The organism is Paenibacillus oenotherae, from assembly GCF_019443105.1.
GTDB lineage: Bacteria > Bacillota > Bacilli > Paenibacillales > Paenibacillaceae > Paenibacillus_Z > Paenibacillus_Z oenotherae.
Genome location: NZ_JAHZIJ010000001.1, coordinates 452,634 through 466,519 on the forward strand (window position 1 = coordinate 452,634; position 13,886 = coordinate 466,519).

General features: G+C 53.0%; 18 protein-coding genes. All 18 read right to left on the reverse strand.

Annotation, left to right across the window (positions count from 1 at the left end; translation table 11 throughout):
- Positions 1-3: 3 nt before the first annotated feature.
- The 18 genes from K0T92_RS02145 to spoIIIAA all read right to left on the reverse strand — a co-directional run bounded on the left by K0T92_RS02145 (position 4) and on the right by spoIIIAA (position 13,763).
- Positions 4-915 (reverse strand): polyprenyl synthetase family protein, encoded by a 912-nt coding sequence (locus tag K0T92_RS02145; protein WP_219870765.1) that lies wholly within the window; start codon positions 913-915, stop codon positions 4-6.
- Positions 916-917: 2 nt separating this feature from the next.
- Positions 918-1,172 carry an exodeoxyribonuclease VII small subunit gene (gene xseB / locus K0T92_RS02150; protein ID WP_219870766.1) on the reverse strand — a complete coding sequence of 85 codons (255 nt, stop codon included), beginning with the start codon at positions 1,170-1,172 and terminating at the stop codon, positions 918-920.
- Positions 1,173-1,177: 5 nt separating this feature from the next.
- Positions 1,178-2,530: an exodeoxyribonuclease VII large subunit gene (xseA, locus tag K0T92_RS02155; RefSeq protein WP_219870767.1), complete on the reverse strand. Its 1,353-nt coding sequence runs from the start codon at positions 2,528-2,530 to the stop codon at positions 1,178-1,180.
- 10 nt (positions 2,531-2,540) lie between these two features.
- A complete protein-coding gene (gene folD, locus K0T92_RS02160; protein WP_219870768.1) occupies positions 2,541-3,401 on the reverse strand; it encodes a bifunctional methylenetetrahydrofolate dehydrogenase/methenyltetrahydrofolate cyclohydrolase FolD in 861 nt (286 codons plus the stop codon).
- Between the two features lie 390 nt (positions 3,402-3,791).
- On the reverse strand, positions 3,792-4,241 hold the full coding sequence (nusB, locus tag K0T92_RS02165) for a transcription antitermination factor NusB (RefSeq protein WP_219870769.1): 450 nt from the start codon (positions 4,239-4,241) through the stop codon (positions 3,792-3,794).
- 206 nt (positions 4,242-4,447) lie between these two features.
- Positions 4,448-4,675, reverse strand: a complete 228-nt coding sequence (locus K0T92_RS02170; protein ID WP_425517602.1) for a DUF2273 domain-containing protein — start codon at positions 4,673-4,675, stop codon at positions 4,448-4,450.
- 11 nt (positions 4,676-4,686) lie between these two features.
- Positions 4,687-5,250: an alkaline shock response membrane anchor protein AmaP gene (gene amaP, locus K0T92_RS02175; protein ID WP_219870770.1), complete on the reverse strand. Its 564-nt coding sequence runs from the start codon at positions 5,248-5,250 to the stop codon at positions 4,687-4,689.
- A gap of 99 nt (positions 5,251-5,349) precedes the next feature.
- Positions 5,350-5,754 (reverse strand): Asp23/Gls24 family envelope stress response protein, encoded by a 405-nt coding sequence (locus K0T92_RS02180; protein WP_219870771.1) that lies wholly within the window; start codon positions 5,752-5,754, stop codon positions 5,350-5,352.
- Between the two features lie 202 nt (positions 5,755-5,956).
- Entirely contained in the window at positions 5,957-7,348 is a 1,392-nt protein-coding gene (gene accC, locus K0T92_RS02185; RefSeq protein WP_219870772.1) for an acetyl-CoA carboxylase biotin carboxylase subunit, read from the reverse strand.
- Positions 7,349-7,402: 54 nt separating this feature from the next.
- Positions 7,403-7,900 (reverse strand): acetyl-CoA carboxylase biotin carboxyl carrier protein, encoded by a 498-nt coding sequence (gene accB, locus K0T92_RS02190; RefSeq protein ID WP_219870773.1) that lies wholly within the window; start codon positions 7,898-7,900, stop codon positions 7,403-7,405.
- 235 nt (positions 7,901-8,135) lie between these two features.
- On the reverse strand, positions 8,136-8,807 hold the full coding sequence (locus tag K0T92_RS02195; protein ID WP_219870774.1) for a SpoIIIAH-like family protein: 672 nt from the start codon (positions 8,805-8,807) through the stop codon (positions 8,136-8,138).
- 33 nt (positions 8,808-8,840) lie between these two features.
- The gene (gene spoIIIAG / locus K0T92_RS02200; RefSeq protein WP_219870775.1) at positions 8,841-9,476 is read right to left on the reverse strand and encodes a stage III sporulation protein AG; all 636 of its coding nucleotides are present in this window, start codon (positions 9,474-9,476) and stop codon (positions 8,841-8,843) included.
- A 72-nt stretch (positions 9,477-9,548) separates the two neighbouring features.
- Positions 9,549-10,247 carry a stage III sporulation protein AF gene (gene spoIIIAF / locus K0T92_RS02205; RefSeq protein WP_219870776.1) on the reverse strand — a complete coding sequence of 233 codons (699 nt, stop codon included), beginning with the start codon at positions 10,245-10,247 and terminating at the stop codon, positions 9,549-9,551.
- A gap of 17 nt (positions 10,248-10,264) precedes the next feature.
- A complete protein-coding gene (spoIIIAE, locus tag K0T92_RS02210) occupies positions 10,265-11,581 on the reverse strand; it encodes a stage III sporulation protein AE (RefSeq protein ID WP_246627792.1) in 1,317 nt (438 codons plus the stop codon).
- Positions 11,582-11,587: 6 nt separating this feature from the next.
- Positions 11,588-11,983 carry a stage III sporulation protein AD gene (spoIIIAD, locus tag K0T92_RS02215; protein ID WP_219870777.1) on the reverse strand — a complete coding sequence of 132 codons (396 nt, stop codon included), beginning with the start codon at positions 11,981-11,983 and terminating at the stop codon, positions 11,588-11,590.
- A gap of 33 nt (positions 11,984-12,016) precedes the next feature.
- On the reverse strand, positions 12,017-12,223 hold the full coding sequence (gene spoIIIAC / locus K0T92_RS02220; protein ID WP_219870778.1) for a stage III sporulation protein AC: 207 nt from the start codon (positions 12,221-12,223) through the stop codon (positions 12,017-12,019).
- A gap of 15 nt (positions 12,224-12,238) precedes the next feature.
- Positions 12,239-12,757, reverse strand: a complete 519-nt coding sequence (spoIIIAB, locus tag K0T92_RS02225) for a stage III sporulation protein SpoIIIAB (RefSeq protein ID WP_219870779.1) — start codon at positions 12,755-12,757, stop codon at positions 12,239-12,241.
- Positions 12,750-13,763 carry a stage III sporulation protein AA gene (gene spoIIIAA, locus K0T92_RS02230; protein WP_219870780.1) on the reverse strand — a complete coding sequence of 338 codons (1,014 nt, stop codon included), beginning with the start codon at positions 13,761-13,763 and terminating at the stop codon, positions 12,750-12,752. The genes spoIIIAB and spoIIIAA overlap by 8 nt, the downstream gene beginning before the upstream one ends.
- Between the last annotated feature and the right edge of the window lie 123 nt (positions 13,764-13,886).

Genomic DNA, 13,886 nt, shown 5'->3' on the forward strand with positions numbered 1-13,886 from the left:
CCCCTAATGATCCCTGCTCATCAAGTACTCGGAGATGGCAAACAACCATTCAGGCTTGCCAAGACCGGCTCTGGTGAGCGCCTCAGTAGCTTCCTTCGTCAGCCGTTCCACAAGCGTCTTGCTCTCTTCCAGACCGATCAGATAAGGGTAGGTCACCTTCTGCTGCTGTACATCGCTCTGCGTAGGTTTGCCCAGCTTCTGTTCATCGCCGATCAGATCGAGAATATCGTCCTGAACCTGAAAAGCAAGCCCGAGCTTGTGGGCAAACTCCGTCAAGGCTTCGATCTGTGCCGGGGATGCCCCGCCGATTCTGGCCCCTGCTGTAACAGAGAATACAATCAGATCACTCGTCTTGCGGGAGTGAATGTACTCCAGTTCCGCAAGCGTCGTTCTTCCTTGCTCGCCCAGAATATCCGCCGCCTGGCCGCCAACCATGCCGGGAACGCCGGCCAAGCGGGCCAGATCGGAGACAATAGCGATGACCGTTTCTGCGGATACGCCGCGCTTCGCCGCTTGGCTGACAGAATAGAAAGCGTGTGTCAGCAGGCCGTCTCCCGCCAGAATCGCAACCGCTTCTCCATACACCTTGTGATTCGTCGGTTTGCCGCGTCTGAAATCATCATCATCCATGGCAGGCAGGTCATCGTGAATGAGTGAATACGTATGTATCATCTCAATCGCGCAGGCGACAGGCATAGCGGAGTGCCATGCATCGGAGTCGCCTTTGACTGCTTCTGCGGCAGCAAGGACAAGGATGGGGCGAAGCCGTTTGCCGCCTGCTTCAACGGAATACATCATCGCTTCGCGCAATTGAACCGGAAATACCCATTCAGCGGGTATTGCTTCAGCAAGCGCTTGCTCCACTTCCTTGGCTGACCGGCTCAAAAACTCTGCAGTAGTAACCAATGCGTTCAACCTTATTCCCCTCTATCTTCATTTGCCGCAGCAAACGGTTTTTTATGAATGGCGCCTTCCGATTCGATCAGTATCTCGATTTTGCGTTCCACCTGCTCCAGCTTGGACCCGCACAATTGGGAAAGCCTCATTCCTTCCTGAAACAGTTCAATCGCCGTCTCCAACGGTACATCACCGCTCTCCAGACGACTTACGATGCCCTCAAGCCGTTCCATCGCCTCTTCAAAGCCTAGCGGCTGCTCTGCCTCGCTCGCCATCGTCCTCATGCCTCCTCCTTCATACCCCATACATGACATTCCAAATCTCCATCAGATAGCTTAACTTTAACTAAATCCCCAAGCTGAACATCACCTATTGATTTGACCAATTTATTATTGGTGCTATCGTAAACGAGACTATAGCCGCGTGACATGACTTTAAGCGGACTCAGCGCATCCAGCTGCCGGATTGAAGCATGGAGCTTCATCCTGCGCTCCTTCATTCCGGCCGACATTGCAGCTTCCAGCCGTTCTGAAGCCGTTAACAGCCGGCCCGCCGCCAATGCCGCCTTCTCTCCCGGATGAGCTGCTGCAAGTGCGGATTTCAGACGAATAAGACGGTCATTGCCTCTTTCCGTTGCCCGCAGCATCCGCTGCTGAAGCCGTTCTGTCAGCCGATCAAGCCGTTCCGCCTGCAGCAGCATATATCTGCGTGGATGAAGGAAGACAGGTGAACGCTGCAAACGCATTAACCGTTCCTTGCGGAATTGTACGGTTCCGCGCAGCGACTGCACCAGCCGCGACCGTATATTGGTCAACTGGGCTTTCAATTCTTGCACATTCGCAACCGCGAGCTCTGCAGCAGCTGTTGGGGTAGCAGCCCGCAGATCAGCAACAAAATCCGCAATCGTAAAATCCGTCTCATGTCCAACTGCTGAAATGACCGGAATAGCTGAAGCTGCGATACTCCGTGCCACCGCTTCTTCGTTAAACGCCCACAGCTCTTCCAGCGAGCCGCCGCCGCGTCCAACAATTAATACGTCTACTTCCGCCATTTGGTTCATTATTTCTATCGCCTTCACAATAGAGGGCGCCGCTCCCGTTCCCTGGACCACAACGGGAAAAAGCAGCACCGGCACGGAAGGGTGACGACGCTGCAGCGTAATTAATATGTCCCGTACAGCAGCGCCGGTCGGTGATGTAATAATTCCTACAGCCTTTGGGTGCGCAGGTATCGGGCGCTTACGCGCTCCGTCAAACATTCCCTCCTGCTCCAGCTTGCGCTTGAGCTGTTCAAAAGCCAGGTACAGGCTTCCGATCCCATCCGGCTGCATTGCTGTAGCATAAAACTGGTAATTGCCGTCCCGCTCATAGACCGATATATTGCCCCGTGCCAGCACCTTGGAGCCTTCCTTGGGCATGAAGGGCAGCTTCACATTATGAGAAGCGAACATAATGCATTTCAATCGGCTGTCCTTATCCTTCAAGGTGAAATACATATGCCCGCTGGAATGATGGGTGAAATTCGATATTTCACCCCGCAGCCAAACATCGCCAAGAAGCCTGTCAGACTCCAGCTTCATCCGTATATATTTATTGATATCCTTAATGGAGAAAATACGTGATTCATCAGACATATGGGAATGATCACTCCCCGATTCCGTTTGCTTGTTTAGCCGCCTTCAACGTATTGAGCATCAACATCGTAATTGTCATCGGTCCAACTCCGCCTGGAACCGGAGTCACATAACCTGCCGTATCCAGCACATCATCGTAATCTACGTCGCCCGCAAGCTTGCCATCCGGCAGCCTGTTGATGCCAACGTCAATAATGACCGCTCCCGGCTTCACGAATGACCGTCCGATTGCCTTAGGCTTGCCGATAGCTACAACGAGTATGTCAGCAGTCTTCGCGATTGCCTCCATATCTGCGGTGCGGGAATGGCAAATCGTTACCGTCGCATGCTCGCGAAGAAGCAGCATGGCAACTGGCTTGCCTACAATGTTGCTGCGGCCAATGACGACTGCATGCCTGCCCGCAATCTCGATGCCCGTTCTTTTGATGAGCTCGATAACACCGGAAGGCGTGCATGGCAGCAAGCTGTCATCGCCGATTGTCAGATTGCCGACACTGATGGGATGGAAACCATCGACGTCTTTATGTACGCTAATAGCGTCAATAACCGGTTTCTCCTCGATATGCTTAGGAAGCGGGAGCTGGACAAGTATACCGTGAATGGTAGACTGATTGTTCAGCTTGTCTATAACGGCAAGAAGCTCCTCTTGCGTCGTCGACGCCGGGAGCCTGTGAACCTCCGAGTAAAAGCCCAGCTGCTGGCATGCCTTCTCCTTGCTCCCAACATACACTTTGGATGCCGGGTCTTCGCCTACCAGTACTACTGCCAATCCAGGTACGATGCCGCGCTGTGCCAGCTTAGCTGTTTCTTCACCGATTTCGACGCGGATCGCATCTGAAATTTGTTTGCCTTCAATTCGTTGTGCCGACATATTGGTTCATCTCCTTTTTATTGATCCCCCTAAATCCCCCTTGGAAAGGGGGACCCCAAGGGCTTCGCCCTCTGGACACCCAGCCGAATAACGTCTGTGCTGCAGGGACGCTCTATTGTTACTCCGAACTTCTTCCCCGCTTTCGTCCCTCCGGGACACGCTCTACTTCGGGTGATCTGCTTCCGATCATTTCTCCGGTCAGCCTATTAAGTGCCTGTCGCCCACTTCGCAGGCTTGTCCCTGCGGGACTTAAATGCTCTTTAAGTGCAAGTGCCCTGTCGCCCACTTCATGGGCTTGTCCCTTCGGGACTTAAATGCTCTTTAAGCGCAGGTGCCTGTCGCCCGCTTCGCGGGCTTGTCCCCGCGGGACTTGAAATGCGGTTTGCTAGGTTATGCTTTAGGCTTTAGCTCATCTACCGCTTGAAGGAGACGGCCTAAGACGCCGTTTACGAATTTACCGGACTCGTCTGTGCCGAAATGCTTGGCCAGATCTATCGCTTCGTTGATCGCTGCTTTGGGCGGAACATCATCGCGAAATATCATCTCATAGCATGCAAGACGCAAGATCTGACGGTCTACACGGGATAACCGGTCTACCTGCCAGCCCGTCAAATAACCCTGTAGCATATCGTCAATCGCCGCTTTGTTCGCTGTAACGCCGTTGACTAGCTCGCGAACGTGGTCGTCAATGGCTCCTACATCTGTCGAGTCAAGACCAAGCTCGTTCTCTTCGTTTACTTCGTCAAACAGCATGTTGACCGCTTCAACCGCGGCCACTTCGTTCATTTCCATCTGGTACAAGCTTTGTACCGCTATTTCCCGTGCAAGCCTTCGTTTCATGGGGCCTCCTGACAATCTCATCATATTTCAGTAAGAAGAAAAGACAGACACCGTCCTGTACGGCGAAGCCGGTCTCATCTCTCGAAGAAGTCCGTAAAGTATAGGAGAACGATTTATTTATACTTTCAGATCTTTTCAAAAAATATGATCTCCTCCCTGCCCCGATCAGAATTCATTTTGTCCGGGGTACGGAGGAGACCATAGCACTATTTGAACGGACGCCATCTCTCCATAAGCCACTCGGTAAGCCGCTGCCATGGAATTACAGGTCCGCTTTGTTCATCCTTCGCCTTGCCAATCGTATAGCCAATCCAGAGCAGCAGCGCAAAGAACAGCATGTCCCAGAAGCCTACAATGAAATAGATGATACCAAGTACTACTCCCGTAGCAACACCGGCAATCCGTCCTCCATAGGTTGTCCAGATTTCCCTCATTGACAACACCCCTATTCCACTCGACTTTTGAAGTTCGTCGACTGGATGATGTTCGCCACGAATACCGCTACTGTCGCTACCGGAATGCCAGTAATCTCTTCAACATGTGATTTAACAGCGCGCTGAATCTCTTCCGTCAATACCGGAATCGAGGACTCTCCATCCGCAACTGCCCGAAGTGAAATATCGATGCCAGCCTCGCTAATACGAATGCGCGCCCGCAGATCCTTGATCCCCCGCTGACGGCCAGCCGCCTTCAACGCCAAATTCTCAACGGTTTCAATGGAAATCCGAATGTCGCCAAATTCCGTACGCTGGTCAATGGAAGGAGCCGATGAATTGCTGCGGCGCAGCGATACATAGAAGAATCGCAATCCAATCAGGAACATAACGACCGATACGGCTACAACCGTCCACTGCAGCCACTCTACTTTGCCGCTATACAGATCTTGAACGATTTCTCTGGACCATTCCTCTGGAATCCAGTTTAACCCGATGCCAAATGCCAGTACTGACAATGCACCCACTGCGAGGCTTAACAGAAACAACAGCAGCTTGTCCATTACTCTTATCAATGGGAGCCTCCTCCTTGGGGCAGACTAGATAAAACCCCCAAGCGCCGAGCGGCAAGCCCATTCACAAGGGGGTATAGCTATCTTACTTATTCACTCCATTTACTTCACGCGATGCGCTTCATCCTCGTCCGGTTTATCATTCGTCTTGAAATGGACGTCATGGATATGAACGTTGACTTCAACGACATGCAAGCCTGTCATCGTTTCGATAGAGCGCTTCACATTCCGTTGAATGTCGGAAGCGATCTCCGGAATTCGGTTGCCGTACTCCACAATGATAGAGACGTCTACAGCCGCTTCCCGTTGTCCAACTTCAACCTTCACGCCCTTGGACAAGTTCTTGCGTCCCAGCAGCTCAGCAATACCGCCAGCTAATCCGCCGCTCATTCCAGCAACACCTTGAACCTCAATAGTCGCAAGTCCTGCGATAATCTCTATGACTTCGGGTGCGATCTGAATAGTGCCCATGTCGGTCTTCTCATAGTCCGCTGCCAGCGTACTCATGGTTATCATACACCTCCCGTAAAAAGTTGCGCAGCTTCAGCCTCCAGCCGATAGCTCATCCGCTTCTTATTTCTATACTATAGCATTCAGAGAGAAATATGACAAACAACATTGCAGTTGTTAATCAGCATCAGTGAACCCCGGGATACAGACGATGTCAAAGGTTGACAATCCTGTGTTCCGCCTGGCTGATGCCGGTTTGTCAAATTGTAAAGTTGGCGCCTTCGCCTTCTCTTTCCTTCTCCGGTTGATTGACATCGTATTCCTCAAGGAACTTAATGTCGAAATTGCCGTCAACAAACTTAGGATGATTAAGCAGCTTCATATGAAAAGGAATGGTCGTGCGAATGCCGTCGATCGCAAATTCAGCGAGTGCCCGCTTCATTCTTGATATCGCATCCTCACGGTTCTCGCCCCAAACAATCAGCTTCGCAATCATAGAATCATAATGCGGCGAAATCGTATAGCCCGGGTACGCTGCGCTGTCCACTCGAACGCCAAGACCGCCCGGCGGCAAGTAAAACTGAATTTGGCCCGGCGCAGGCATAAAGTTGCGATCCGGATCCTCCGCATTAATGCGGCATTCAATTGACCAGCCGTTAATCCGGATATCCGATTGCTTGATCGACAACGGATTGCCCTCAGCAACGGAGATCATCTCTTTGATCAGATCAACGCCTGTTATCATCTCTGTAACGGGATGCTCAACCTGAATCCGGGTATTCATCTCCATGAAGTAGAAATTGCCGTCGGGACCAAGCAGAAACTCCAGCGTTCCTGCTCCGGCATAATTCACCGCAAGAGCGGCGCGCACTGCGGCTTGTCCCATACGCTCGCGGAGAGCCTGGCTCAGCACTGCACAAGGCGCCTCCTCCACCAGCTTCTGGCGGCGGCGCTGAACGGAGCAGTCACGCTCGAACAGATGAACGGCATTGCCGTGCTTATCGGCCATAATCTGAATTTCGACATGCTTCATGCCTGTCAGAAACTTCTCCAAATATACGCCGGCATTGCCGAATGCCTTCTGGGCTTCCTGCTGCGCTGTCGTAATCTGGGAAACGAGAGATTCCTCGTCCTCCGCAATACGAATGCCTTTGCCTCCGCCGCCTGCCGTCGCTTTAATAATGACCGGATAACCGATCTCGCGGGCAATTCGAAGCGCATCGTCCATATCCTCCACAAGTCCGTCCGACCCAGGAATAACAGGAACATCCGCTGCCTTCATCGTATTCTTGGCGACTGCCTTGTCCCCCATCTTGCTGATCGCTTGCGGAGAAGGGCCTATGAAGGTCACATTGCAGGATTCGCATATTTCAGCGAAATTAGCGTTCTCGGCAAGAAATCCGTATCCAGGGTGAATGGCGTCGCACTCTGTTAATGTGGCGACACTCATAATATTCGTCAGGTTGAGATAGCTGTCCTTGGATGCTGTCGGCCCAATGCAATAAGCCTCGTCCGCAAGCCGGACATGCAGGGAATCACGATCAGCCTCAGAGTATACAGCAACAGTTCCGATGCCAAGCTCGCGGCAGGCGCGAATGATCCGGACAGCAATTTCTCCCCGGTTGGCAATCAATATTTTATTAAATTTCAAGGTCTTACCCCTTTCGATCGCTGTCGTTCATGGACTGAATTCCTCGCAGCCGGATTATTCCGGTTTGACCAGGAATAGAGGTTGTCCGAACTCAATAAGCTGTCCGTTCTCAACGAGAATATCGACAATCTCGCCGCGAACTTCCGCTTCGAGCTCATTCATCAATTTCATCGCTTCCAATATGCATACAACGGACTTCTCATTAACACGATCACCAACGCTGACAAATGGCGCAGCCTCAGGTGACGATGAGCGATAGAATGTGCCAACCATTGGAGACAGAATTTGATGCAGGTTGGCATTGACTGCTGCCGGCTGAGCTGCCTCTGGTGCAGCAGGTGCTGCCGCAAGCGCCGTCGGTGCTTGTTGTACAGGTGCGGGAACGCCTTGCGTATATGTAGGAACGAGCGACGCGGTTTGAACGTTCACCACTTCGGTTTTGCCTGGCTTGCGGATGAGCAGGCGGGCGCCTTCGTTTTCAATCTCGAGCTCATGAACAGACGTTTGATCCACTAGCTTGATCAATTCTTTAATCTCGCTTAGCTTGAACATGGTTTCACTCCTAAAAGCATACTTTTTTTGAATAGTTAACATCAGGATAAGCATCCGGCATACGTTTCCACCTTCTTATGCGGCAGAAATGCCAAAACTTGTACATAACATTCCTATTATAGCACAAACACCGTCGAACACGAACCCATTTTTATAGCATCTTACGAAAAACAGCCCCACAGCCGCAATGACGGCTATGAGGCGCAAAGGCGGGCTGCGATAAGCACAGGCCTCGCTATGGGGCTATGAATTGAACGGATACCTGATCGGCTCCAACCTCCAGCTCCTTCATGACCATCATGACGATATTATCCGCCTGGCTTCTCTCAAGCTTCTCGCTCTCAACGACGACTTTATATTTATTGTTGTTCTCCTCGACTATAATTGCATTGCTGAATTGCTTCGTCAGCTCATCCTCAATGCCGGTTTTTTTGGAGCTCTTGTCCTCCAGCTGATTGATCTGCTCCGCCGCCTTGTTCGCTTCCTTCGCATCCTGCGATGCATCCGAGATAATGCTGTACAGCCGGTTGTTCTCCTCCGCGAATTTCTGGTCACGCTTGTATTGAAGCTCTTCAAAGATGCTGCCAGCTGTACCTGCCGCTGCCGCATCCAGCTTGCGCAGCACCTCCTGATCCGCCTTCTCCGCTTCCTTGTCCACAGCCGTCTCTGTTGCAGTACCCGCATCCGCCGCCTCTGTTACCTCTGTAACGGTAAGGCCATCGAGCTTGTCAGCATTGCCGGCCGCTGCCTCTGTCGCATCCATGCCGAGCTTCTCTTCCTGGCTTCCGCCATCTGTAAGCATATTATTGCCGGGATCCACATCTTCAGTAAACAGGTAGTATGCGGACAAAATAACCATCAAGCTCAACATCGACACCAACCAGATCGTTTGCCGTTTCGTATTCATTCGTGAACAGCCTCCCTTTTCTCATTCCAATTGTTATGAATGCTTTCTTGGCACTACAGATATCCGATTCACTGGAACGCTGATCCCTTTCTCTACAGCATCCATAATAAGCCGTCTGACTGTCCCGTTCTCTGCGCCTTTGGCAACAATAAGAACTCCCCTGATGCGCGGCTTGATTCGTTTGGTCACAATGGGAGTCTGATTGCCTGACGCTTCGTACATGACCACTTGCCCATCCTTCGATATGGATGTAATATGCCGTTTGCCGCCATTCTTGTCATTCTCGTCTGTTACCTGCTGCGTCTCCTTTTCGTTGCGCTGCACGACAATCTCCTCCGTCGAATCAATCGTAACCAGCACATCGACCGCTCCAACGCCAACGATTTTCTCCAAAATATCTTTCAGCTTCTCCTCAAGGGGGCCCTCAATCGCCTCAAAGGACTCTCCCTCACCAGAGCTTCCTCCGATGAAAGCCTCTTGCTCGGAGGCAACGGGCGGGGCCGTTTGCTGTGAAGGCTCGACGGTCTGGAAGGACAGGAAGGAATGAATGAGCATGAGCAGCGCTCCTAGACCGCCAACCAATAGCAATATGCGCATTGTTCTCACCCTCTTCGGACCTCCCGGCCCTCCGCCTACAACCGATTCGAGTCCTTCCAACCATTTGGCCACCGTCGTCTCTCCTCTCCACCTGCTTGCAGGAGGTACTGTAAAAAAATACCTGTCTACTTCTGTCCGCCGACTCTATGCTCGGGTACGTATCAAGACCGATTCCGGCTCGACATCCCAGCCGTTCTGCAACACCTGCACAATTCTGTCCGCCAGCTCACCCTTGAGCAGAGTGGAATCTTCAGTCAGGGCGGCGCCAGTCCCCTCGTCATTGGCGATCCCATCCAGTTGCACAGCTACGGCAACAGGCTCTACCACCGCCACCACAGCTTCTTCCGACTGCTCGCGCCCTTCGGCCTGCCCATCCTCCGGTGCTGCGATGGTCACCGACACTTTGGCAATGACTGCTCCCCCCATACCTGCGGCATCCTCTCCAAGCTCAACGGCTACCTCCATCACATGTGTGCCTGTCCGCCTCTGAATCTGCGATAACATGGCTTCTTCGAGCTTTCGCTCCGCCAATGCTGCCGCAGAAGCCTGCGCTTTGCGCCGCATAGCCTCTGCATCGCGCTGGATATCCTGAAGTGTCGGCATATGCACTTCTCTTGCCGAGGGAGCATCGATCCAGCTTGCAAAGCTCCGGTCCAGCCGCGCATTGAAATCTCCTCTTAGCAGGGATATTATCGGCGACAGAATGGTCAGCAGAATGATCAGGCTTGCCACCAGCCGCACATAACGCTGCATCGACCGGTTGGGCAGGAGCAGATCAATGAAGCTCGCAAGCAGGACGACCGCGATGATTCCTCTCAACCAATCGGCGAGCCATGCAAGCATCCTGCCACCTCCCGCAACTAACGAATCATGACCGTCGCATTCCCGGCTGTCAGAATAATCGTCACAGCGAGAAAGAACATAAGTCCAACAGCAGCCAGCGCCGCGAACACGTAGATCAGCGTCTTCCCGATCGTCTGCAGACATCCGACTATCGGACTGTCCCCTAGCGGCTGCATAATGGCGCCTGCCACGTTGTAGATCAGTGCCAGCGTCAAAATTTTGATCGCCGGGAAAGCGCATAAGAAGATCAGAATGATCACACCTGCAAGACCAATCGCGTTCTTGACAAGCAGTGAGGCGGACATTACCGTATCAGCCGCATCAGAGAATGTCCGGCCGATAACCGGAACGAAATTGCCGGTAACGAATTTGGCCGTCCGCATCGTGATGCCGTCTGTAACCGATCCTGTCGCTCCCTGTACGGATATAACGCCAAGAAAGATAGTGAGCATAACACCCATCAGCCCTACTCCGAGATTCCGCAATACATTTGCAAGCTGGGTTACTTTGAACTTGTCCGTAAGCGAACTGGCGATGAAGAGCACCGCCGAAAAGAACAGCAGCGGGAACACGAAAGTATGGATGACTGTACCTACAGCATGGATCATAAAAATAATCAACGGATGCAGGACAGAAACCGTAACGACATTCCCCATCGTCGCGAGCAGCGTCAGCAGAAGCGGCACCATCGCCATCATGAACTGTATCATGCCGCTTATAGCATCCTTCGCATATCCGATCGCTACGTTAAAGCTGTTGACAGCGAGCACGAGCATCACCATATATGTGATGCTGTAAGCAACCTTGCTTACTGTATTGCGTTCAAATGCCGTCTGCAGCGTCTCAAGAATCATGCTGAATACAGTCAATATAACGATGGTGACGAGCAGCTTGCCGTTATAGAGCACCTCATGCAGCACATACCGGAGCAGGCCCCCGAGCACGGTGCTCAGCTTCAGTCCTTCGCCGCCCGGCATGATCATCTCCATGAAGCTCGGCACCCGGCCTTCGGGAAAAAAGCCCCCGTATTCCCTGGTCAGCCGCTCCCAGTATTTCTCCACCGCCTGCATGTCCATTCCCTTCAACTGCTCGTCAGCCAGCGATTGCGCTAATCTGGAGGACTCACCCTCAGTAGAGGAAGTGGCTTTCCTAGTATCCATATCCGAATTTGCATTTGGATTCTCGCTTGGATGCGCAGTTGGATTCGCATGGACATCCTGATCCGGATTGGCTGACAGAGCGGTTCCAGCAGCAGCAACCGCCCCCTGCAGACAGAGCATATAGGTGAGGAATATAAAGAGCACGACTGCAATTCTTAGCAATCGCAGCAGCATAACACTTCACCCTCCTGCAGGCAGCAAGCCGAGCACAGTCTCAACGATGACACTGATGATGGGAACCGCCATAACGAGGATCAGCACCTTTCCGGCAAATTCGATTTTGGATGCAATGCTCTCCTGCCCTGCGTCTCGTACGATCTGTGCGCCAAACTCTGCAATATAAGCGATACCGATTATTTTTAGAATGGTCTTGAGATAGATCGTGGGGATGCCGGAGCGATCCGCAAGTCCCTCCAGAACGGTTATTACCGCTTCAATCTTGCCGATCATAAACAGGAAGATGAAGAGTCCGGTAAATGCAGCCAGCAAAAAGGCGAACATCGGCTTTTGCTCCCGGATAACCAGGATCAGAACCGTTGCCATTAGCCCAAGGCCGACGATCTGGATCATTTCCATGCTATCCTCACCCGCCCTGCAGCCCCGATCCTGTTATTGAAACAGGAAGATCGTCTTGATTTCTTGGAACAAATCATTCAGCAATCTCACAACCATGAACAGGACAACGACAAAGCCGATCAGTGTCACCCAATGCGCCATATCTTCCTTGCCCATTTGCTTCAAGACGGTATGGATCATGGCAACAATGATGCCGATGCCTGCAATTTGGAATATGGCGCTAACATCAAGATTATTCATACATTCGGCACCCCACTAAACGATCAAAATGACGACAAGCGCCGCGATGAGGACGCCGAGGCTCTTCCACATCTTCTCATAGCGGGCTTGATCATCCCGCGCCGTCTCTTCTTCCGCTTTCAGCTGCCCCATCGCAAGCTTGAGATGCTTGATTTGATCGTCACGGTCGCTTATGCCAAGAGCCGAACCCAGCCTGATCAAAGCCCCCTGCTCAGCCGCCTTCATCGCTGTTCCCGGCCAATGCGCGGCGACTGAGCATTCCCAGCATTCGCGGAAGGTAAGCCCGTCCGCTTCATCCAGACGATTCTTCACTTCCCTTAACAGAGAGCTGACCGGTTCAGGCAGGTGTGCCGATGAGCGGGCGAGCGCTTCCGGCAGCGGCGTATAACCGTAGCCAATCTCTGTCTCAAGACGCTGCAGCGCTTGTATCAGCTGACGGATCTGACGCGGCCTTGCCGCAAAGCGGGCAGCCTGCTGGAAACCGATCATCGTGCCTGCAAAGAGAATGAGCACCGCGCCGATCAGCTTAAGCATGCGCATCCCCTCCTGGGCGCCGTGTCGGCTCCCTCGCCGCCGGTGCTCGCCCGGCCGCTGCTGCTGCCGGAATTACCCGGCTCGACATTCCCGCTGCGGTGCGCCCCAGCTCGACGCACACTGCAAATGCATCGGCCTCAAGCAGCCGCCGCAGCACCGGACGGCCACGGGCATCGTCCAGATCGCGGGCATGGGCAGTTGCAATCACGGCTATCCCTGCATGACTCGCATCAAGAATGGCATCCGCGTCCTCCTCACGGCCGATCTCATCAACAATCAGCACCTCTGGCGACATCGAACGGATCATCATCATCATCCCTTCCGCTTTCGGACAAGCATCCATCACATCCGTCCGCGGGCCGACATTGAAGCTCGGCACACCACGTATGCAAGCGGCTATCTCGGAGCGTTCATCCACTATGCCGACTTTTCTCCCCTGCCAGCCTGCTGCCGCACGATGCCCCCACTCCCCGCTGCTCACCGCCCTTGCCAGATCACGCACCAGCGTAGTCTTGCCCTGCTGTGGAGGAGCAATAATTAAAGCAGGCAGCACAGTTTGTCGGCTCAAGTCCAGCAGCTTGGGCAGCACCGTATTCGCCGCGCCCACGACCTCGCGGGCTATCCGCACATTGAATGCCGCAACATCACGAATTCCTCTGACACCGCCGTCTTCAAGAACCGTCCGTCCGGCAATGCCGATCCGATGGCCGCCAGAAGCTGTAATGTACCCCCGCCGCAGCTCTTCTTCCATCGCATAAAGCGAATGGTTCGTAACCCGCTCCAGCAATTTGCGGCAGATCGGAGCAGCAGGCTTGTACGCATCGGCTGGCTCGGTCAGAAGCGCGCCATTCTCAGCAATAAACCGAAACCCGTCGCCAAATCCAACCTCCAGCGGCCGTCCTTCGCGAATCCGTATTTCCTCCAGCCTGTCTCTTACTGTGCGGGGCATCTGCTGCAGAATGAGATGAAGCTCGGCTGGCAGCAGGTGCATTACGCGCTCTAGCATGCGGCATTCCTCCTGGAACTGCTTGTTGAAGCTGATTTCGTAGTTTCATAGAACAGGTTTGTCCATCGTTGCTTCCAAGTTTATTCCGTTCATGCTGCAATTATGACAAGCCCTTTCGTTTCT